The sequence below is a fragment of the Ectothiorhodospira shaposhnikovii genome (genome assembly GCF_047222355.1).
Lineage (GTDB): Bacteria > Pseudomonadota > Gammaproteobacteria > Ectothiorhodospirales > Ectothiorhodospiraceae > Ectothiorhodospira.
In genome coordinates this window covers 1,696,782-1,716,170 of the sequence record NZ_CP178333.1, presented here as the reverse complement: position 1 = coordinate 1,716,170, position 19,389 = coordinate 1,696,782, and the positions used below count along the sequence as shown (strand labels likewise).

The following is a 19,389-nucleotide window of genomic DNA, read 5'->3' as shown; positions in this document are numbered from 1 at the left end:
GGCGTCCGGCTATTCCAGCACCGCCTCCAGCACCGTCCATACCGTGTCCAGCATGATCGGCTGGGCTTCGGCGGTGGGGTGGATGCCGTCCGCCTGCATCAGGTCCGGCTCCAGGGCCACCCCCTCCAGCAGGAACGGCACCAGCGGAACCTGATATTCCTCGGCCAGTTCATGGTAGATCCGGTGGAACCTCTCGGTAAAATGTCTGCCCAAGTTGGGCGGCACCTGAATCCCCACCAGCAGTACCTCCGCGCCGCTGTCCCGGCTCAGTCGGATCATGCGGGACAGGTTCTCCCGGATTTCGCCCAGGGCGATGCCCCGCAATCCGTCATTGCCGCCAAGGCTGATGATCACCAGCTCGGGCTGGTGCCGTTCCAGGGCGCGGGGCAGGCGGGTCAGGCCGCCGCGGCTGGTCTCCCCGCTGATGCTGGCGTTGACCACGGTCCAGGCCTGACCGCTTTCCTCCAGGCGCCGTTCCAGCAGGGCCACCCAGCCCTGTTCCACGGGGATGCCCCAGGCAGCACTCAGGCTGTCACCCATGATCAGCAGGGCAGGACGTTCGGCCGCCGCCGCGGCGGGCAGGCACAACAAGCACAGAAAAAGAAGGAGTCGTGATCCCATGGTGTCTCAATCCTCTGCCGCCGTGGTGTCGGCAAGCGGTCTGGTCAAATCCGTTCATGGCCCGGGTGGTGAACTTGCCATTCTAAAGGGTGTGGACCTGACGGTGGCAAATGCCGAGGTGGTGGCCATCGTCGGTGCTTCCGGTTCGGGCAAGTCCACCCTGCTGGGCCTGCTGGCGGGGTTGGACCTGCCCACGGACGGCGAGGTTCAGTTGTTGGGGCGTTCCCTGGGCGGTCTTACCGAGGATCAGCGGGCCATGCTGCGGGCCGGTCAGGTGGGATTCGTGTTTCAGTCCTTCCAGCTGCTGCCGGCCCTGACCGCGCTGGAGAACGTGATGCTGACCCTGGAACTGTCCGGGCGGGCCGGGGATGCCCGGGCCGGTGCCATGGAGGCCCTGGAGCAGGTGGGCCTGGCCCGGCGAATGGCCCATTATCCCGGCCAGCTTTCCGGCGGCGAGCAGCAGCGGGTGGCCATCGCCCGGGCCTTTGCCGCCCATCCCCGGGTACTGTTTGCCGATGAACCCACCGGCAATCTGGACCAGCAGACCGGAGAACAGATCATCCGCCTGCTGTTCAATCTCAAGGCGGTCTACGGCACGGCCCTGGTGCTGGTGACCCATGACATGGCGCTGGCGGCCCGCTGCGAGCGTCGCTACCGGCTCAATGACGGCGTGCTGGAGGCGGCATGAACCAGGTGTTGCGGTATTCCTGGCTGTCCCTGGGACGGGAATGGCGCGCCGGTGAGCTGCGCATCCTGGCCATGGCCCTGGTCATCGCGGTGGCGGCCGTCACCTCGGTCAGCTTCTTCACCGACCGGGTGCAGCGGGGCATGTCCCAGCAGGCCACCCAGTTGTTGGGAGGGGATCTGAGCATCACCTCGTCCGCCCCCCTGGCACCGGCCGTGACCCGGGAGGCCTCGCGCCTGGGACTGGAGACGGCCCGTCATGTGAGCTTCCCCAGCGTGGTCATGGCCAGCGATGACTCCCAGCTTACCGAGGTCAAGGCCGTCAGCGACGGCTGGCCGCTGCGGGGTTCGGTGCGGGTCAGTGATGTCCTCTTCGGGGACGAGCGGGAAAGCCGCGAGGTGCCCGGGCGGGGCGAGGCCTGGGCCGAACCCCGCCTTTTCCAGTTGCTGGGCCTGGCGGTGGGTGATCGACTGCAGGTGGGGGACCTGGAGATGACCCTGACCCGGGTTCTGACCTATGAGCCGGACCGGGGCGGTGACCTGTTTCAGCTGGGACCCCGGGTGCTGATCCCCCTGGAAGACCTGGAAGCCACCGGGCTGGTGGTGCCGGGCAGCCGGGTGAGTCACCGCCTGCTGGTGGCCGGCACCGAATCCCAGGTGGCGGCGTTTCGTGACTGGGCCGGTGCGAACCTGACGGAGCGGGAGCGTCTGGAAGGGGTCGGTGATGCCCGACCCGAACTGCAGGGTGCCATCGCCCGGGGTGAGCAGTTTCTGGGGCTGGCGGCTCTGGTGGCGGTGCTGCTGGCGGGAGGCGCGGTGGCGGTGGCGGCCCGGCACTACAGCGATCGTCAGTCCGATGTGAGCGCCGTCATGCGCTGCCTGGGGGCGTCCCGGGCCTTCGTGCTACAGGTCTTCATCCTGCGCATCCTCTGGCTGGCCCTGCTGGCCAGTGCCGTGGGGCTGACGCTCGGCTTCCTGGCCCAGGGGTTCCTGGCGGCCCTGCTGGCCCAGTGGTTCCCGGGCACGTTGCCGTTGCCATCCCTGTGGCCGGCATTCACGGGTCTTGGGGTGGGGGTGGTCACCGCCCTGGGTTTTGGCCTGCCGGCTCTGTTGCGGATCGGCCAGGTGCCGCCGCTGCGGGTGCTGCGGCGTGATCTGGGGGCGCCGCCCCCCGCCATGTGGCTGGCCCTGGTGCTGGCCCTGACCGCCCTGGGCGGACTGTTGCTGTGGCAGGCGGGGGATGTACGGCTGGCGGCCTGGGTCCTGGGCGGTGCCGGTCTGACGGTGGTGATGCTGTGGGGCGCGGCCTGGGCGCTGGTGCTGGGACTCAAGCCCCTGCGCACCCGGGGCGGGGTGGCGCTGCGATTCGGTCTGGCCAACCTGTCCCGGCGCGGGGCCTTGAGCGCGGTCCAGCTGGCGGCCTTTGGTCTGGGGATCATGGCCCTGCTGTTGCTGGCGCTGGTGCGGGTGGATCTGCTTTCCAGCTGGGAGGGCAGCCTGCCGCCGGAGGCCCCCAATCACTTCATGATCAATGTCCAGCCGGACCAGGTGGAGCCCTTGCGGGCGCTGTTCGAGCGCGAGGGTCTGCCGGCGCCGACCTATTACCCCATGATCCGCGGGCGTCTGACGGCGGTGAACGACGAGCCGGTGCGTCCGGAGACGTTCGCCAACCCTCGGGCGGAGCGGCTGGCCTCCCGGGAGTTCAACCTCTCCTTTGCCCGTGATCCGCAGCCGGACAACCGGGTGGTGGCGGGGCAGTGGTGGTCCGACGACACCGACGGCCGGGAGTTTTCCATCGAGGAGGGTCTGGCACAAACCCTGGGCCTTACGCTGGGCGACGTGCTGGAATTCAATGTGTCCGGCGAGATCGTGACCGGCCGGGTCACCAGTCTGCGCAGCGTGGACTGGGATTCCTTCAACGTGAACTTTTTCGTGCTGTCGCCGCCGGTCCTGCTGGACGATCAGCCCATGACCTATGTGACCAGCTTCCACCTGGCGGAGGGGCGTGCCGACCTGCTGACGGCGATGGTGAGGCAGTTCCCCAGCATCACCATCCTGGACGTGCGGGCCTTGATGCAGCAGGTGCGCGACATCATCGACCGGGCCAGCCTGGCGGTGGAATACGTGTTCCTGTTCACCCTGGCGGCGGGAGTGACCGTGCTCTACGCGGCCATTCACGCCACCCGCGATCTGCGCCGGCGCGAAAGTGCCATCCTGCGCACCCTGGGCGCCGGTCGGCGTCAGGTGCTGGTGGGCCTGCTGGCGGAATTCACCGTGATGGGCGCCCTGGCAGGCCTTTTGGCCAGCGCGGGCGCCAGCGGCATCGGCTGGGTGCTGGCCCGCCAGGTGTTCGACCTCTCCTATGCCTTCAACCCCTGGCTTTGGGTGCTGGGCATCGGTGGCGGTGCCCTGGGAGTGGGACTGGCCGGCTGGCTGGGCGCCCGTTCCGTGCTGCGTCAGCCGCCGCTGCTCACCCTGCGTCAGCTCACCTGATACCGATACCCATGGAACCTGCTGCCGGTGGGCGGAGATCGCCCCGGCAGCCACAGATGGATATACTTTGCGCCCATGCGTCATACCCGATACGACAAGTCATCCCTGGTTCACGAGTCCCGCGAAGCCCTGGTGGCGCGTTTCACGCCTCCCGGCGGGGGGACCGACGTGCGTCTTTCCATGGCCCTGACCCATGCCCTGGCCGAGCATGAGCGTCAGCCCCGGCAGCCCCATTGCCTGGATGTGGCCGAGAACCTGCGGGTACTGGGGGTGGACAAGGACACCCTGATCGCGGCCCTGTTGCTGGATGCCCATTTCGATGGCAGCCTTTCCGACGAGGATCTGTCCCGCCACTTCGGCGAGCCGGTGGCCCGGCTGGTGAAGAACGTGCATCTGCTCACCACCTTCCGCAGTGCTCCGGGTCAACTGGACGGCGCCCCTGAGCAGGCCGAGCGATTGCGCCGCATGTTGCTGGCGATGGTGGATGATGTGCGGGCGGTGCTCATCAAGCTGGCCTATCGCCTGCAGCATCTGCGACTGATGTCCCAGGAGCCGGATGCCCTGGCCCGGGCCTACGCCCGGGAGACCCAGGAAATCTTCACTCCCCTGGCCAACCGCCTGGGCGTGGCTCAGGTCAAGTGGGAGATGGAGGACCTGGCCTTCCGCATCCAGGACCCGGATCACTACCGCATGGTGGCCAAGCTGCTGGAAGAAAGCCGGCTGGAGCGGGAACAGTACATTCAGGACTTCACCGAGCGTCTGCGTCGGGCGCTGGCGGAGGAGCAGGTGGAAGGGGAGGTGCGGGGGCGGCCCAAGCACATCTACAGCATCTGGAAGAAGATGGACCGCAAGCAGCTGGAGTTCCAGGATCTGTACGACCTGCGGGCGGTGCGGGTGATCGTCGACAAGGTCGCCACCTGCTACGCGGTGCTGGGGGTGGTGCATAGCCGCTGGCCCCATATACCCAAGGAGTTTGACGACTACATCGCCAATCCCAAGGACAACGGCTATCAATCCCTGCACACGGCGGTGATCGGTCCCAATGGCAAGGTGGTGGAGGTACAGATCCGCACTCGCGACATGGATGCCTTCGCCGAGTTGGGGGTGGCCGCCCATTGGCGCTACAAGGAAGGCGGACGGGAGGACCAGGCCCTGATGCGCGCCATCGCCTCCCTCCGACGCCTGCTGGAGCACCAGGAGGATGATCGGGAATTGCTGGAGGACTTCCGCTCCGAGCTGTTCCAGGACCGGGTCTTCGTGCTGACCCCCAGGGGGGATGTGGTGGATCTGCCCAAGGGCTCCACCCCGCTGGATTTTGCCTATGCCATCCACACCGAGGTGGGCCATCGCTGCCGGGGCGCCAAGGTCAACGGACGCATCGTGCCCCTGACCCACGAGCTGCGCTCCGGCGAACGGGTCGAGGTTCTCACCACCCGTCAGGGCGGCCCCAGCCGGGACTGGATGAATCCCAACATGGGGTATCTGCGCACCTCCCGGGCGCGGTCGAAGGCACGCAGCTGGTTCAAGCTCCAGGATCATGACAAGAACCTCCAGGAAGGACGCCAGATCCTGGAACGGGAGGCCCATCGCCAGGGCGTTGCCGAACCCGACATGGAGGAACTGATCCGGCGCTTCCACCAGCCCAGCCGGGAAGAGCTGCTGGTGGCCATCGGCGCCGGCGAGATCACGCCGGCCCAGCTTTCCAGTGCCCTTCAGGTACCCATCACCCTGACCGCCGAGGAAACCCTCATGGGGCGGCGCAGCCGCCGTCCCGCGGACAAGGGCGGCAGCGGCGAAAAAGGGATCCAGATCCGGGGTGTGGGCAATCTGCTCACCCAGGTGGCCCGCTGCTGCCGCCCGGTGCCGGGAGATCCCATTGTCGGTTTCATCACCCGGGGCAAGGGTGTCACCATTCATCGGCGGGACTGTGTCAATATCCTGCGCATGCCCACCGAAAAGCGCTATCGCCTGGTGGAGGTGAGCTGGGGCGAGGAACGCCAGGCCTACCCGGTGGTGGTGCATGTGGAGGCCTTTGATCGTCAGGGGCTGTTGCGGGACATCACCCAGGTGCTGGCCAATGATCGGGTCAATGTCCTGGCCGCCTCCACCCGTACCGACCCGGCGGAGCGCACCGTGACCATGGATTTGACCCTGGAGATCACCGATACGGGGCAACTCAGCACGGTGATGGACAAGATCGGCGCCCTGCCGAACATCTTTGCGGTGAGACGGGTGGCCACCGGCTAGCCGATGCATCTGGAGGAGCCGTTTGTGAGATCCCTTGACCGATCCTGCCGATATCCGGCCGCCCTGGCGTTGCTGGTGTTGCTGTCGGGCTGTGCCGCCGTCCCCGACATGCGGCCGCCGCCCCGCACGCCCGTCCCGGCGCCCGCGCCGGTACCGCAGGCCCCGGCTCCGATCCCGGCCCCGGCCCCCCAGCCGGAGGTGCGTGCTCCCCAGGCCCCGGTGATTGCCGGCGACACCCGGACCCAGCGTCCGTCCGCCGCCGAACCCGCGCGCCCGGTGCCGCCGGTCACCGCCCGGCCCCAGCAGCCTCCCGCCGTGGTGGCCTTGGCCGGGGATGCGGACCGTCACATGGCCGCCGGCCAGCCCGAACGTGCCGCCGCCGCCCTGGAGCGGGCTCTGCGCATTGCCCCGGACGATGCCCGGCTTTGGCACCAGCTGGCCATGGTGCGGCTGCACCAGGGGCAGGCGGATGAGGCGGAGAGCCTGGCCGCCAAGTCCAACGGTCTGGCCAGAAGTGATCGTGCCCTGCAGTCGGACAACTGGCGCATCATTGCCCAGGCCCGGCGTCTGCGGGGGGATGAACGGGGGGCCATGGAGGCCCTTGAGCGTGCCCGGGCGCTGCAACCGGGACGCACCGGATGACCGGTCCGGGCGAGGCGGCCGAATGGCTCGGGGATGACGGCCCCCTGGCGAATGCCATCGAGGGCTTTCGTGCCCGTCTGCCCCAGCAGCAGATGGCCGCCGCCGTGGCCCAGGCCCTGGAGGACCAGGATACCCTCGTGGTGGAAGCGGGGACCGGCGTGGGCAAGACCTTTGCCTATCTGGTGCCGGCCCTGCTCAGTGGTCGCAAGGTCATCGTCTCCACCGGCACCCGCAATCTGCAGGATCAGCTGTTTCACAAGGACCTGCCGCTGATCTGCCGGACGCTGGGGCTGTCGGTGCGCTGTGCCCTGCTCAAGGGGCGTTCGAACTATTTGTGCCCCCATCGCCTCCGCCTGACCGCGGCAGAAGGTCCGCAGCTGGAGGCCCGCCTGCACGCCCCCCTGCGCCTGGTGGAACGCTGGGCGGCGGGAACCCGCACCGGAGATACCGCCGAACTGTCCCAACTGGCGGAGGATGCGGAGATCTGGCCCCGGGTGACCTCCACGGCGGACAACTGCCTGGGGACGGAGTGTCCCGAGTATGCGGGGTGTTACGTGTTGCGAGCCCGGCGTCGCGCCCAGGAGGCGGATCTGGTGGTGATCAATCACCACCTGCTGTTCGCGGACCTGGCACTCAAGGACGAGGGGTTTGGCGAGCTGCTGCCGGCGGCCGAGGCCTTCATCCTGGACGAGGCCCATCAGTTGCCGGAAGTGGCCGGCAGTTTCTTCGGTGTCAGTCTCAGCGCCAGGCAGTTGCTGGAACTGGCCCGGGATACGGTTTCCGAGCAGGTGAACGAGGCCCCGGACATGCCCCAGTTACGGGAGCGTGCGAATGGGCTGGGCAAGGCGGTGAAGGATTTCCGGCTGGCCATGGGGGAGGGCATGCGCCGTGCTCCCTGGCCGGTGCTGGCGGCCACCCCCGGCATGGACGAGGCCCTGCAGGGCCTGCGCGCGGCCCTGGAGTCCCTGGCCGAGGCCCTGGCGGTGGCGGCGGAGCGGGGCAAGGGCCTGGAGGGGTGCGCCCGGCGAGCGCTGGATCAGATGCAGCGTCTGGCCCTGTTCGACGGCCCCCAGGAAGACGCGGTGCAGTGGTACGAAACCTGGACCCGGACCTTCAGCCTGCATCTGACCCCGCTGGATGTGGCGGGATTGTTCCGCCAGCATCGCGGGGCCTGTGACAGCGCCTGGGTGTTCACATCGGCCACCCTGTCGGTGGATGGCCGTTTTGATCACTTCAACCGGCGCCTGGGCCTCGGGGTGCCCCGTGGCCTGCAGTTGGACAGCCCGTTTGATTATGCCACCAATGCCCGGCTCTACATTCCCTCGGGGCTGCCCGAACCCAATGACCCCGGTTATACGACAGCAATGGCGCAGGCGGTTCTGCCGGTGATCGAGGCCAACCCGGGTGGCACCTTCATGCTGTTCACCAGCCACAAGGCTCTGCAGGCCGCCGCCGCCTGGCTGTCCCGACGCCTGGATCGACCGGTTCTGGTACAGGGTACCGCGCCCCGGCAGGAGCTGGTGGCGCGCTTTCGCGAGGCGGGCAACGGTGTCCTGCTGGGGGCGCAGAGTTTCTGGGAAGGGGTGGATGTGCGGGGGCGGGCGCTCAGTTGCGTGATCATCGACCGTCTGCCCTTTGCCTCGCCCGGTGATCCGGTGCTGGAAGCCCGCATGGAGGCCATCCGTCGCGAGGGCGGCAGCCCCTTCACGTCGTTGCAGATTCCCCAAGCGGTGATCGCCCTCAAGCAGGGGGTGGGCCGCCTGATCCGTGACCCGGATGACAAGGGGTTGCTGGTGCTGTGTGATCCCCGTCTGCAGACCAAATCCTATGGCCGCATCTTCATGAAAAGTCTGCCACCGGTGGGCCGGGTCCGGGATCTTGACCAGGCCCGGACCTTCTTGCAGGGTCTGGGCGAGCCGTCCTGCCCGCAAGCCTGAACCTTAAACCCGATCGAGTGCCTGATGACCCCCTTTCACGCCCCCCTTGCCCGTCCCCTGACGGCCATCCTGCGTCACCGGCCCGAAGACTTCCTGGTGGAGGAGATCCCCGCGACCCTGCCCGAGGGGGAGGGTGAGCATGTCTGGCTGAGCATCCGCAAGCGGGGCATGAATACCGATACCGTCGCCGCCCTGTTGGGACGCATCGCCGGTGTGCCGCGCCGTGCCGTCGGGTATGCGGGCCGCAAGGACCGCCATGCGGTGACCACCCAGTGGTTCAGCGTCCACCTGCCGGGTCGGGAGGCGCCGGTCTGGTCCGAACACCTGCCGCCGGAAGTGGAAGTCCTGGAGGCACGGCGACACCGCCGAAAGCTCCAGACCGGTCATCTGCAGGGCAACCGGTTCGTGCTGGTGCTACGTCGGTGCGAGGGGGATCGGGACGCGGCACAGGCCAGACTGGCGATGATGCGACAGCGTGGAGTGCCCAACTTTTTCGGTGCCCAACGCTTTGGTCGTGACGGCGGCAATATCGCCAGGGCCGAGGCCCTGTTCCAGGGTACCCTGCAGGTACGCGACCAGAAGCTGCGGGGGATCTACCTGTCCGCGGCCCGTTCGGAGATCTTCAACCGCGTCCTGGCGGCCCGGCTTGAGGATGGGACCTGGGATCAGGCCCTGCCCGGTGATGCCCTGCAGCTGGATGGACGGGGCAGCTTCTTTATTTATCAGGAGGACGATCCCACGGTACCCGAGCGGCTGGCGGCCCAGGCTCTGCATGTGACCGGTCCCTTGTGGGGCCGGGGCGATCCGGCGACGATGGGGGCGGTGGCGGCGCTGGAGGCCGGTGTCGCGGCGACCGTGCCGGTTCTGGCCCGAGGGCTGGAGGCGGCGGGTCTGACCCAGGAACGGCGTGCCCTGCGCATCCGCCCACAGGCGCTGACCTGGGAGTGGGAGGAGGAACAGACCCTGCGGCTGGGTTTCACGCTGCCCGCCGGCGCCTTTGCCACCACCCTGGTCGAGGTCTTCGCCGACACCGGGGCCGACGGCGGGGAGGGTTGACGTAAAAGAACCCTCCCGTCAGAGGGCCTGATGCCGGGGTTTTTCCGCCACCCGGTTGCGCAGGTACACCGGCAGGGCCGATTCCGCCGGGACCGCCCGGCCCCGGGTGAAATCCCGGGCGGCAAGCCGGGCCACCTCGGCGGCACTGGGCAGGGCGTCCGGCATCGGCCTTCCGCTCAGGCAGTCCCCGAAGCGGCTGGTCAGCACCGTCCCGTGGGCTGACCAGCCATGGCCCACCCCCAGCCAGCCCCGCCATTCCGGCAGGGGGGCATCCTCGGGGGGGCAGACCCGTTCCTCGCCTGCTGCGACGGCCAGGCCGTCCTCGTCTCCCCGGAAGGCGCCCCAGTAGACTTCTCCCATGCGCGCATCCAGGGCGGCCAGTACCTGGTCCGCCCCTTCATCCAGACCCTGCTGGGCCAGTGCCGCCAGGGTGGAGACGGGCACTACCGGCAGATCGGCGGCAAAGGCGGCACCCTGGATCACCCCGACGGCGATCCGGACCCCGGTAAAGGCCCCCGGCCCCCGGCCGAAGGCCAGGGCATCCAGCTGCCCCAGGGACAGGCCCGCCTCCGCCAGCAGCCCCTCCATCATGGGCAGGATCAGGCGGGCATGAGCGCGGGGTTCCACCTCGAAACGGACCCAGACATCCCGGTCCAGGAGCAGGGCGGCGGAACAGGCCTCGGTGGCGGTTTCAATGGCCAGCAGTTTCATTCGGGGTCTTCACCGGGGTGGTTGTGGGTCCGGGGCAGGGCACCGAGTCGGCTCAGTTCCCGGCGGGCGGCTTCCAGGGCCTGCTCGGCCTCCACCTGGTCGGTGATGTCCTTCTGGATGCCGATGTAGTAGGTCAGCCGGTCCTCGTCATTGAATACCGGCGTGATGCTCAGTTCGTTCCAGAACAGGCTGCCGTCCTTGCGGTAGTTGCGCAACCGCACCCGGCAGGGGATGCCGCGTTCCATGGCGTCGCGGATTTGCGCCAGGGCGGCCTGATCCCGATCATCGTTCTGCAGGAAACGACAGTCCTGGTACAGAATCTCATCGGCGCGATAACCGGTCAGCCGTTCAAAGCCTTCGTTCACGTAGATCAGGATGGTGTCCTCGCCCTCCCGCTCGGCAATGGTCACGCCGTCATTGCAGGCGTCCACCGCCAGGGCGAGCAGGGCGGGATCAATCAGACGTTCGCGTGCCATGTCAGATCCGGGAGAGGGATTCCGAGCCGCTCAGGGTCTCCAGGGCTTCCAGGTTGTGGAGATGGATGATGCCCGCCTTTTCGGACAGATAACCCCGTCGTTTCCAGTCGGCGAAGAACCGGCTGACGGTCTCCACCGTGAGGCCCAGCAGTTCACCGGTCTCGGTGCGGGACAGCGGCAGGGGCATGCTGGGGTAGTGGCCGTTCTTGGCCCGCCAGTAAAGCAGGAAGGTGGCGAGTCGTTCGCTGGCCTTTTTGGTGCCCAGTTCCAGGGCCAGGTTTTCCACCTGCTGCAGGGCCACTGCCCAGCGGGCCAGCAGGGCATGATTCAGGGTGGGATGTTCCGCCTGCAACTGCTTGAGCACCGGCAGCGGCAGGCGGCAGATCTGGACCGGGGTCAGGGTGGTGGCCGTGTGGTTGTAGGCAAGGCCCATCAAGCCTTCCGCCCCCATCACGTCTCCCCGGGTCAGCAGGCGCAGGATCTGGTCACGACCATTCACGGCGGTGCGGGTCAGCTTGATCACGCCGTCCTTGAGGGTGAACGCGGCGTTGGCCGCGGCACCTTCCCGGTAAAGAACATGACCCGCGGGCAGGTCCAGATGTTCCGCCGGGTTGTTGAGGCTGAACACCACCTCGTCCGGCAGGTCGCCGAACAGGCTGACACCCCTGACCGGACAGCGACGGCAGTCGTTGTCCATTTGGGGCGCCACGGGACGACCCGGCAGGGCATGCTTGCGCCGCCGATGGGGAATCGCCGGGTCTTCAGCGCCCAGCATCGGATCACATGGGTTGGACAACGGTGAACGCTCCCCTTATCTGACCTTCTTCATAGCCGCGGGCCTGGTCGTCGGGATACATGCGCAGCAGGGCATGTTCCACGTCATAGCGGATTTCCTGACCGTGGCAGGTCAGGCAGGCTTCGCCGACGGGGATGGCACGCATGTACCGGAACTCACGCACTTCCCCGCGCTGATAGATTTCGTAGAATTCCATGGTCTGAGGGGATTCCCCGGCCGCCAGCCTGGCCTCGAAGGATTCCAGGACCAGCCGCTCCCAGGCGTCCGGGGCATTCTCGGGATTGCGGATCCTGAGACTGGTACGGCCGATCTCCAGCCGCCGGTCGGTGGATACATCCCGCGAAATCTCTCCGGCCCGCTGACTGCAGACCTCGATTGCGTGCAGGGGGCCGCCGCTCTCGAGTGCCTGTTTGAGTTCCCCTTGCAGACTGCCGCCGAAATGCTGCACGGCGGCGCGGCTGGCATCGACCCGGGATTGGGTCTCCGGGGGCAGTTCCTGGGCAGACAGGCCCAGGCTGCCGGTAGCGAGCAGCAGGATCGCCAGCGTGGTCAATGGATATCGTTTCATGTCATGCCCTCCGGGCAACACGGCGGATACGGCCTAACCATGGGTCTTTCTCATGCTTTTCATACTAGCATGGTATGGAACTTACCTGGCTATCGAAAGATGCCTTTTCCGGGGGGCTTTTGCGTTCCTCAGTCACTGAGTCGGAGCAGCACCAGCACGGCACCGGTGCCACCGTCCGCGGGTCGGGCGGAGCAGAAGGCCAGAACCTCCGCGCGCTGTTGCAGCCAGTGGGCCACCCGGCTCTTGAGTACCGGACCCCGGTTGCTGGAGCGCAGGCCCTTGCCGTGGATGATGCGGACACAGCGCAGGCGTCGCTCCCTGGCGGCGGCCAGGAACAGCACCATCTCTTCATGGGCTTCGCGGGCCGTCATGCCGTGCAGGTCCAGTTCCGCTCCGATCCGGTAATGGCCCCGCCGCAGCTTCTTGAATACCTGGCGCTGCAGACCTTCGCGCATGTAGATGAGTTCGTCGCCGGGCTGGATGTCGGTGACCTGAAAGGGATCATCGATCATGTCCTCCAGGGCACGGCGATGTTCGGCCTCGGTCTGACGGGGGCGAGGCGGCGGCCGCCGTGGCTGCAGCATGGCCCGGTCGGTGTGCACGGGCGCCACCGGGCCGACGGCCTGGCGGAAGAGGTCAAAGTCATCATCCTGCGAATCGGAAGGCGGCATGTCAGGAATCCGTTGCCGGTGGCTTGAGTCTGGACGGGTGTCGGCTGCCTGGGTTTGTCGGTCGGAAAGATGCGCCGGACATGCGCCGGGGACAGGCTTTCCAGTATATTAACCGCTTGACTTCAAAGTGACTCGATATGCGCATACTGCTCAGTAACGATGATGGTGTCCACGCGCCGGGCCTGCAACTGCTGGCCAAGGCCCTCAGAACCTGTGCCGACGTCCATGTGGTGGCACCGGACCGTGATCGCAGTGGTGCCAGTAATTCCCTCACCCTGTCCCGTCCGTTGCGGCCTGAAATCCTCGACAACGGCGACGTGCGGGTGGACGGCACGCCGACGGACTGTGTCCATCTGGCCATCACCGGCCTGTTGGCGGAAGAGCCGGACATGGTGATCTCGGGCATCAACGCGGGCGCCAACCTGGGGGATGACGTGCTCTATTCAGGCACCGTGGCCGCCGCCATGGAAGGTCGTTTTCTCGGTTTGCCGGCCATCGCCGTCTCCCTGGCCGGGTATCCCTGTCAACACTTCGATTCCGCCGCCCGGGCCGTGCTGGAACTGCTGGAACGGTTGCGCAACATGCCCCTGCCGTCCGACACCATCCTCAATGTGAATGTTCCGAACCTGCCCTGGGATGAGATCCGCGGTTTTCAGGCCACTCGTCTGGGCCACCGTCACAAGGCGGAGCCGGTGACCCGTTCCACCGATCCCCGGGGCCGTCCCATTTACTGGGTGGGTCCCGCAGGGCCGGAACAGGATGCCGGACCCGGCACGGATTTTCATGCCATCCGTTCCGGGTATGTCTCCGTCACGCCGATCCAGGTGGACCTGACCCGTTACGATGCCATGGATGTGGTGAGTCGCTGGCTGACGGGAGAGCGGGCTTGAACCACGATCTTGCGGGAATCGGCATGACCTCCCAGCGTGCCCGGGATCGGCTGGCCCGCCGGCTGCAGGAGCTGGGCATCCGCGACCCACGGGTGCTGGAAGTGATGCGCTCCACCCCGCGACACCTGTTCGTGGATGAAGCACTGGCCCATCGTGCCTACGAGAACACGGCCTTGCCCATTGGTTTCGGCCAGACCATTTCCCAGCCCTATATCGTGGCCCGGATGACCGAGGCCCTGCTGGAAGACGGGGTGCCGGAGCTGGTGCTGGAGGTGGGCACCGGGTCCGGGTATCAGGCGGCCGTCCTGGCCCAGCTGGTGGGGCGCGTGGTCAGCCTGGAACGGGTCCGGCCCCTGCAGCGTCGTGCCCGGGAGGTGCTCAGCAGCATGCGTCTGCACAATGTCAGCCTGCGCCACACCGACGGCACCCAAGGCTGGCCGGAGCATGCGCCCTATGACGGCATCCTGCTCACCGCGGCGCCCCGGCAATTGCCCGAGGCTCTGTTGTTGCAGCTCAAGGTGGGCGGGAGACTGCTGGCCCCGGTGGGGGGAGAGAACGAGACCCAGTCTCTGGTGCGCATCACCCGTACCAGCAAGGCGTTCGTGAAGGATGAACTGGGGCCGGTGAGTTTCGTGCCCCTGCTGCCGGGAGAGGTGCCATGAGGCTGTTCGGTCCACTCTATGATCGGGTCATGGGCTGGTCTCGCCACCGCCATGCCCCCCGCTATCTGGCGGCCCTGTCCTTTGCCGAGTCATCCTTTTTCCCGGTGCCGCCGGATGTGATGCTGGCCCCGATGGCGGCGGCCAGACCCCATCAGGGCCTGTATCTGGCCTTCATCACCACCCTGTTCTCGGTATTGGGCGGGGTGCTGGGCTATGTGCTCGGCTATCTGGCCTTCGGCATGCTCGAGCCGGTGATCGTCAATGCCGGGTATGGGGAAGAGCTGTCGCTGGCCCAGGAATGGTTTACCGTCTGGGGGGTGTGGGTGGTGCTGGTGGCCGGGTTCTCGCCCATTCCCTACAAGCTGTTCACCATCACCGCCGGTGCCCTGTCCATGGCCCTGCTGCCCTTCATCATTGCTTCGTTCCTGGGGCGGGGGGCGCGGTTCTTTGCCGTGGCCTTGCTGATCAGCTGGCTGGGACCTCGGGTGGAACCAAAATTGCGGCCCTATATCGAATGGCTGGGATGGCTGACGGTGGTCTGCCTGCTGCTGGCGGTTGCCCTCTATCAATGGCTGGGATGAACAAGACACGGTGAAGGGACTGGCACTTATTCTGCTGCTGTTACTGCTGGTATCGGGCTGTGCCGCCATCAAGCCCGAAGAGCCGGCGTTCCGTTCCGGCACCTATACCGTGCGCCAGCATGAAACCCTCTATTCCATCGCCTGGCGCTATGGCCTGGAATGGCAGGAACTGGCCCGCTGGAACGGGATCAGGGAGCCCTACACCATCTATCCCGGTCAGCGCCTGCGGATGAATCCGCCGCCTGGGCAGTCCAGGACGGCATCGGCACCGACACCGGCCACCACGCCGGCGCCGCGGACCACGGCGGCGACGCCCCGGGAAACCCGGACCGAGCCGCCGCCGCGGGCGGCCACGCCGACGCCGACGCCGACGCCGACGCCGACGGCTTCCGCTTCCGCGCCTCCCGCCACGCGTCCCGCTCCCACCGCATCGGCCCCGCCCCCGACTTCATCCTCTCCGGCCCCGACGCCGCGGCCGTCTTCACCGGCCAGTTCCACGCCGCCCCGGCCGGCCCCCGTGGCCCAGCCGGTGCGTGAGCCGACCACCCCCACCGCCACCCCCGCCCAGGCGGCCACCGGTCCCCTGGTGTGGCAGTGGCCCACCGAAGGGCAGGTCATTCGTCGATTCGATGCCCAGGGAACCGGGAAGAAAGGTATTGCCATCGCCGGTCAGCGGGGCCAGCCGGTGCGTGCCGCGGCCCCGGGTCGGGTGGTCTACAGCGGCAGTGGACTTGTCGGATATGGAAAGCTTATCATCATCAAGCATAACGACAGTTACTTAAGTGCTTACGGCCATAATGAAAAAATCCTTGTAAATGAAGGTGCCATGGTATCCGCAGGGCAGCAGATCGCCTTGCTGGGGGATACCGGTACGGATCGTCCCATGCTGCATTTCGAAATCCGCGAGGACGGCAAGCCGGTGGATCCCCTGCGCTACATGCCGGGCCGATAATCAAGGGGCGTGGCAGCCCCGCACAGGAGGTCACATGCCCAAAAGGCGAGACGAGAACCCCGTGTACGAGGATGTGGAGGAGAGACTGGAGGACGATGTCAGGGATGGGCCGCTGGACCCGGAGGCACAGGAATCGGCGGCATCCCTGCCGGATGAGGCAGAGGCGGTCGATGAGTCGGAAGACGACGGGGAGCCCATGGTCTTCGCCGCGGGCGAAGTTCCCAAGAGCGACATGGATGCCACTCGGATCTATCTGAGCGAGATCGAGTTCTCGCCCCTCCTGACACCGGAGGAGGAGGTCCATTACTCGCGCCTGGCCCAGCAGGGGGACGAGTACGGCCGTCGCAAGATGATCGAGTGCAATCTGCGCCTGGTGGTCAAGATTGCCCGCCGTTACATGAATCGCGGCCTGGCCCTGCTGGATCTCATCGAAGAGGGCAACCTGGGTCTGATCCGCGCCGTGGAAAAGTTTGACCCGGAACGGGGGTTCCGCTTTTCCACCTATGCCACCTGGTGGATCCGCCAGACCATCGAGCGTGCGATCATGAATCAGACACGCACCATTCGCCTGCCCATCCACGTCATCAAGGAACTGAACGTCTACCTGCGGGCCTCCCGCCAACTGGCTCAGGAACTGGATCACGAGCCGACGGCGGAAGAGGTGGCCAGACACCTGGACAAACCGGTGCAGGATGTGAAGAAGATGCTGGCACTGTCGGAGCGGGTGACGTCAGTGGACCTGCCCATCGGCAAGGAGAGCGACCGTCCCCTGCTGGATGTGATTCCCGACGAGCAGACCCCGGAGCCCTCGGAACTGATCCAGGACGAGGACGTGATCCACTATGTGGACGAGTGGCTGATGGAGCTGGATGAAAAACAGCGGGAAGTGATCGTGCGCCGCTTCGGGCTGCATGGCTTCGAGCGCAGCACCCTGGAGCAGGTGGGGCTTGAACTGGGCGTCACCCGGGAACGGGTCCGGCAGATCCAGATGGATGCCTTGAAGCGTCTGCGCAAGATCCTGGAAAGCCGGGGGTTTTCCGAAGAGACGCTGCTGCAGAACTGAAGCGCCCCGCGGCGGGCGTCATCCATGCCCCGGCAGCATCAGGGCGGCGGCCACCCGCCGCCCTTCGTTCATGATGACGTTGTAGGTACGGCAGGCGGCCGGGGTGTCCATGACTTCCAGGCCGATGCCGCGATCCCGGAACAGACGCAGGATATCCCGGGGCGGGAACTTCAGCACCGGACCGGTTCCCAGCAGGATGATCTCCGGTGTGTGTGTCAGAATGGGTTCCAGGGCGGCCGCCGTCAGTGTATCCGGTTGTTCGATCCCCCAGTCCGGGATGAGGGCATGGGGCAGGACCACCAGGCTGCCCTCATAGCGGGTCTGGTTGACCTGCACCCAGGTGGCGTCATGGGCCGTGATCACGTGCCGGCCGTCACCGTATTCGCGTGTCATCTTCATGGGGTCGAAGCTAACGCCGCGATGCCGTCAAGGCAAGTGCGGCCCGCCCCTGATTGACAGCCTTTCGGGTGCCCAGTATCGTTTCCGGTTCATCTGCAGTCTTCTCTTTCATTCCCTTCTGCAACGCGGATTACCCCTGTGATCGAAGAGTTTCCGAGAATCAAGCGCCTTCCCCCCTACGTCTTCAGCATCGTCAACGACCTGAAGGCCAAGGCCCGTGCCAGAGGCGAGGATGTGATTGATTTCGGCATGGGGAATCCGGATCAGCCCACCCCGGATCACATCGTCGACAAGCTGGTCGAGGCATCCCGGCGCGGTGATACCCATCGCTACTCCATGTCCAAGGGCATCCCACGCCTGCGTCGGGCCATCTGCCGCTGGTACAAGGAGACTTATGATGTGGATCTGGACCCGGAAACCGAGTCCATCGTCACCATCGGTTCCAAGGAAGGTCTGGCCCACCTGGCGCTGGCGACCCTGGGACCGGGTGACGCGGTGCTGGTGCCCAATCCGGCCTATCCCATTCACCCCTACGGCTGCGTCATTGCTGGCGCCGATATCCGCCATGTCCCGCTGACTCCGGATGTGGACTTCTTTGCGGAACTGGAGCGGGCCATCCAGGATTCCTGGCCGCGTCCGAAGATGCTGATCCTGAATTTTCCCGCCAACCCGACCACCCAGTGTGTGGAACTGGAGTTCTTCGAGAAGGTGGTGGCCATTGCCCGGGAACACAAGATCTGGGTGGTTCACGACCTGGCCTACGCCGAGATCGTGTTCGACGGCTACAAGGCGCCCTCCATCCTGCAGGTGCCCGGCGCCAAGGACCTGGCGGTGGAGTTCTACACCCTGTCCAAGACCTACAACATGCCCGGCTGGCGGGTGGGTTTCATGTGCGGCAATCCCACCCTGGTGTCCGCCCTGGGACGGATCAAGTCCTACCTGGACTACGGTACCTTCACCCCGATCCAGGTGGCGGCCATCACCGCCCTGGAAGGTCCCCAGGAGTGCGTCGAGGAAATCCGGCAGCTCTATCGGGTGCGCCGGGATGTGCTTTGCGACGGCCTCAATGCCCTGGGTTGGCCGGTGGAAAAGCCCAAGGCCACCATGTTCGTGTGGGCGCCCATCCCCGAACAGTATCGGCACATGGGATCTCTGGAGTTCTGCAAGAAGCTGTTGCGGGATGCCAAGGTGGCGGTCTCCCCGGGGATCGGTTTCGGCACCTACGGCGATACCCATGTTCGCTTCGGCCTGATCGAAAACGAGCACCGGACTCGCCAGGCCTTGCGTGGGATCAAGGCCATGTTCCGGGCCGATGCCAGGGCCGAGGCCCGGCGCGACGACTGAAAGACGGCCCGTCAGCCTGTACTTCGACACGGGGTGACCTTCGGGTCGCCCTTTTTTTTTGCGCAGTTCGTCACGTTCCGACTACCGATCCTTTTGGATTGAATTTAGGATGTGTCCGGAATGGGGCCTTCAAGGCTCAAGAATGTTCAATCCGGGCCGATGATGACGGGTAAGAGATAAGGAGAAGTATGCCAATGCCCAAAACGATCCTCACGGTGGATGATTCCGCCTCGATTCGTCAGATGGTGACCTTCACGCTCAAGGGGGCGGGTTATGCCGTCACCGAGGCCGTGGATGGTCAGGACGGACTCGACAAGGCCCGTGCGGGTCGGTTCGATCTGGTCTTCACCGATCAGAACATGCCGCGCATGGACGGCATCAGCCTGATCAAGGCCCTGCGAGGACTGCCTCAGTACAAGACGACTCCCATCCTCATGCTGACCACCGAGTCAGGGGACGCCATGAAGGCCCAGGGACGTGCCGCCGGCGCGACGGGGTGGCTGGTCAAGCCTTTTGATCCCCAGAAGTTGCTGGAGGTCGTTCGCAAGGTCATCGGCTGAATCAGGAGGCTCCACAACCCGTGCGGGGACAAGCGG

20 protein-coding genes are annotated in these 19,389 nt (G+C 66.3%); 13 read left to right on the top strand and 7 right to left on the bottom strand.

Annotation, left to right across the window (positions count from 1 at the left end; translation table 11 throughout):
- Positions 1-9 precede the first annotated feature (9 nt).
- Positions 10-621 carry an arylesterase gene (locus ACLF6L_RS07845; RefSeq protein WP_412851348.1) on the bottom strand — a complete coding sequence of 204 codons (612 nt, stop codon included), beginning with the start codon at positions 619-621 and terminating at the stop codon, positions 10-12.
- Between ACLF6L_RS07845 and ACLF6L_RS07840 the strand changes: the two genes are divergently transcribed.
- The 6 genes from ACLF6L_RS07840 (at position 620) to truD (ending at position 9,680) form a co-directional block, all read left to right on the top strand.
- Entirely contained in the window at positions 620-1,309 is a 690-nt protein-coding gene (locus tag ACLF6L_RS07840) for an ABC transporter ATP-binding protein (RefSeq protein ID WP_008931317.1), read from the top strand. The two genes, ACLF6L_RS07845 and ACLF6L_RS07840, sit on opposite strands and share 2 nt — an antisense overlap.
- A complete protein-coding gene (locus tag ACLF6L_RS07835; protein WP_412851347.1) occupies positions 1,306-3,798 on the top strand; it encodes an ABC transporter permease in 2,493 nt (830 codons plus the stop codon). The genes ACLF6L_RS07840 and ACLF6L_RS07835 overlap by 4 nt, the downstream gene beginning before the upstream one ends.
- Positions 3,799-3,873: 75 nt before the next feature.
- On the top strand, positions 3,874-6,045 hold the full coding sequence (gene relA, locus ACLF6L_RS07830; RefSeq protein WP_238616949.1) for a GTP diphosphokinase: 2,172 nt from the start codon (positions 3,874-3,876) through the stop codon (positions 6,043-6,045).
- Between the two features lie 24 nt (positions 6,046-6,069).
- On the top strand, positions 6,070-6,687 hold the full coding sequence (locus tag ACLF6L_RS07825; protein ID WP_238616950.1) for a tetratricopeptide repeat protein: 618 nt from the start codon (positions 6,070-6,072) through the stop codon (positions 6,685-6,687).
- The gene (locus tag ACLF6L_RS07820; RefSeq protein WP_412851346.1) at positions 6,684-8,624 is read left to right on the top strand and encodes an ATP-dependent DNA helicase; all 1,941 of its coding nucleotides are present in this window, start codon (positions 6,684-6,686) and stop codon (positions 8,622-8,624) included. The genes ACLF6L_RS07825 and ACLF6L_RS07820 overlap by 4 nt, the downstream gene beginning before the upstream one ends.
- 24 nt (positions 8,625-8,648) lie before the next feature.
- Positions 8,649-9,680 (top strand): tRNA pseudouridine(13) synthase TruD, encoded by a 1,032-nt coding sequence (truD, locus tag ACLF6L_RS07815; RefSeq protein WP_238616952.1) that lies wholly within the window; start codon positions 8,649-8,651, stop codon positions 9,678-9,680.
- An 18-nt stretch (positions 9,681-9,698) separates the two neighbouring features.
- On the opposite strand, the gene tsaB is transcribed toward truD, so the two are convergent.
- The 5 genes from tsaB to ACLF6L_RS07790 form a co-directional block, all read right to left on the bottom strand.
- Positions 9,699-10,391, bottom strand: coding sequence for a tRNA (adenosine(37)-N6)-threonylcarbamoyltransferase complex dimerization subunit type 1 TsaB (gene tsaB, locus ACLF6L_RS07810; protein WP_238616953.1), 693 nt, complete (start codon positions 10,389-10,391; stop codon positions 9,699-9,701).
- The gene (locus ACLF6L_RS07805) at positions 10,388-10,867 is read right to left on the bottom strand and encodes a PAS domain-containing protein (RefSeq protein ID WP_238616954.1); all 480 of its coding nucleotides are present in this window, start codon (positions 10,865-10,867) and stop codon (positions 10,388-10,390) included. The genes tsaB and ACLF6L_RS07805 overlap by 4 nt, the downstream gene beginning before the upstream one ends.
- A 1-nt stretch (position 10,868) precedes the next feature.
- On the bottom strand, positions 10,869-11,642 hold the full coding sequence (locus ACLF6L_RS07800) for a Crp/Fnr family transcriptional regulator (RefSeq protein ID WP_412852729.1): 774 nt from the start codon (positions 11,640-11,642) through the stop codon (positions 10,869-10,871).
- A gap of 4 nt (positions 11,643-11,646) precedes the next feature.
- Positions 11,647-12,231 (bottom strand): DUF3365 domain-containing protein, encoded by a 585-nt coding sequence (locus tag ACLF6L_RS07795; RefSeq protein WP_238616956.1) that lies wholly within the window; start codon positions 12,229-12,231, stop codon positions 11,647-11,649.
- A 128-nt stretch (positions 12,232-12,359) separates the two neighbouring features.
- Positions 12,360-12,902 carry a Smr/MutS family protein gene (locus tag ACLF6L_RS07790; protein WP_238616957.1) on the bottom strand — a complete coding sequence of 181 codons (543 nt, stop codon included), beginning with the start codon at positions 12,900-12,902 and terminating at the stop codon, positions 12,360-12,362.
- Positions 12,903-13,039: 137 nt separating this feature from the next.
- Here ACLF6L_RS07790 and surE point away from each other — a divergent pair, with 137 nt between their 5' ends.
- From surE to rpoS, 5 genes are read left to right on the top strand one after another with little or no spacing between them, the layout of a single operon-like run.
- Positions 13,040-13,792 (top strand): 5'/3'-nucleotidase SurE, encoded by a 753-nt coding sequence (gene surE, locus ACLF6L_RS07785; protein ID WP_238616958.1) that lies wholly within the window; start codon positions 13,040-13,042, stop codon positions 13,790-13,792.
- Between the two features lie 23 nt (positions 13,793-13,815).
- Positions 13,816-14,454: a protein-L-isoaspartate(D-aspartate) O-methyltransferase gene (locus ACLF6L_RS07780; RefSeq protein ID WP_412852760.1), complete on the top strand. Its 639-nt coding sequence runs from the start codon at positions 13,816-13,818 to the stop codon at positions 14,452-14,454.
- Positions 14,451-15,035, top strand: coding sequence for a YqaA family protein (locus ACLF6L_RS07775; protein WP_238616960.1), 585 nt, complete (start codon positions 14,451-14,453; stop codon positions 15,033-15,035). Before ACLF6L_RS07780 ends, ACLF6L_RS07775 begins: the two co-directional genes overlap by 4 nt.
- Before the next feature lie 10 nt (positions 15,036-15,045).
- A complete protein-coding gene (locus ACLF6L_RS07770) occupies positions 15,046-15,987 on the top strand; it encodes a peptidoglycan DD-metalloendopeptidase family protein (protein ID WP_412852728.1) in 942 nt (313 codons plus the stop codon).
- Between the two features lie 34 nt (positions 15,988-16,021).
- On the top strand, positions 16,022-17,050 hold the full coding sequence (gene rpoS, locus ACLF6L_RS07765; RefSeq protein ID WP_238616962.1) for an RNA polymerase sigma factor RpoS: 1,029 nt from the start codon (positions 16,022-16,024) through the stop codon (positions 17,048-17,050).
- Between the two features lie 18 nt (positions 17,051-17,068).
- Here the strand turns inward: rpoS and ACLF6L_RS07760 are convergent, their stop codons facing one another.
- Entirely contained in the window at positions 17,069-17,449 is a 381-nt protein-coding gene (locus tag ACLF6L_RS07760) for an Mth938-like domain-containing protein (protein ID WP_238616963.1), read from the bottom strand.
- Between the two features lie 138 nt (positions 17,450-17,587).
- Here ACLF6L_RS07760 and alaC point away from each other — a divergent pair, with 138 nt between their 5' ends.
- Entirely contained in the window at positions 17,588-18,793 is a 1,206-nt protein-coding gene (gene alaC, locus ACLF6L_RS07755) for an alanine transaminase (protein WP_238616964.1), read from the top strand.
- A gap of 194 nt (positions 18,794-18,987) precedes the next feature.
- Complete coding sequence (locus ACLF6L_RS07750) at positions 18,988-19,353, top strand: response regulator (RefSeq protein WP_008931299.1); 366 nt, start codon at positions 18,988-18,990, stop codon at positions 19,351-19,353.
- Positions 19,354-19,389: the final 36 nt, after the last annotated feature.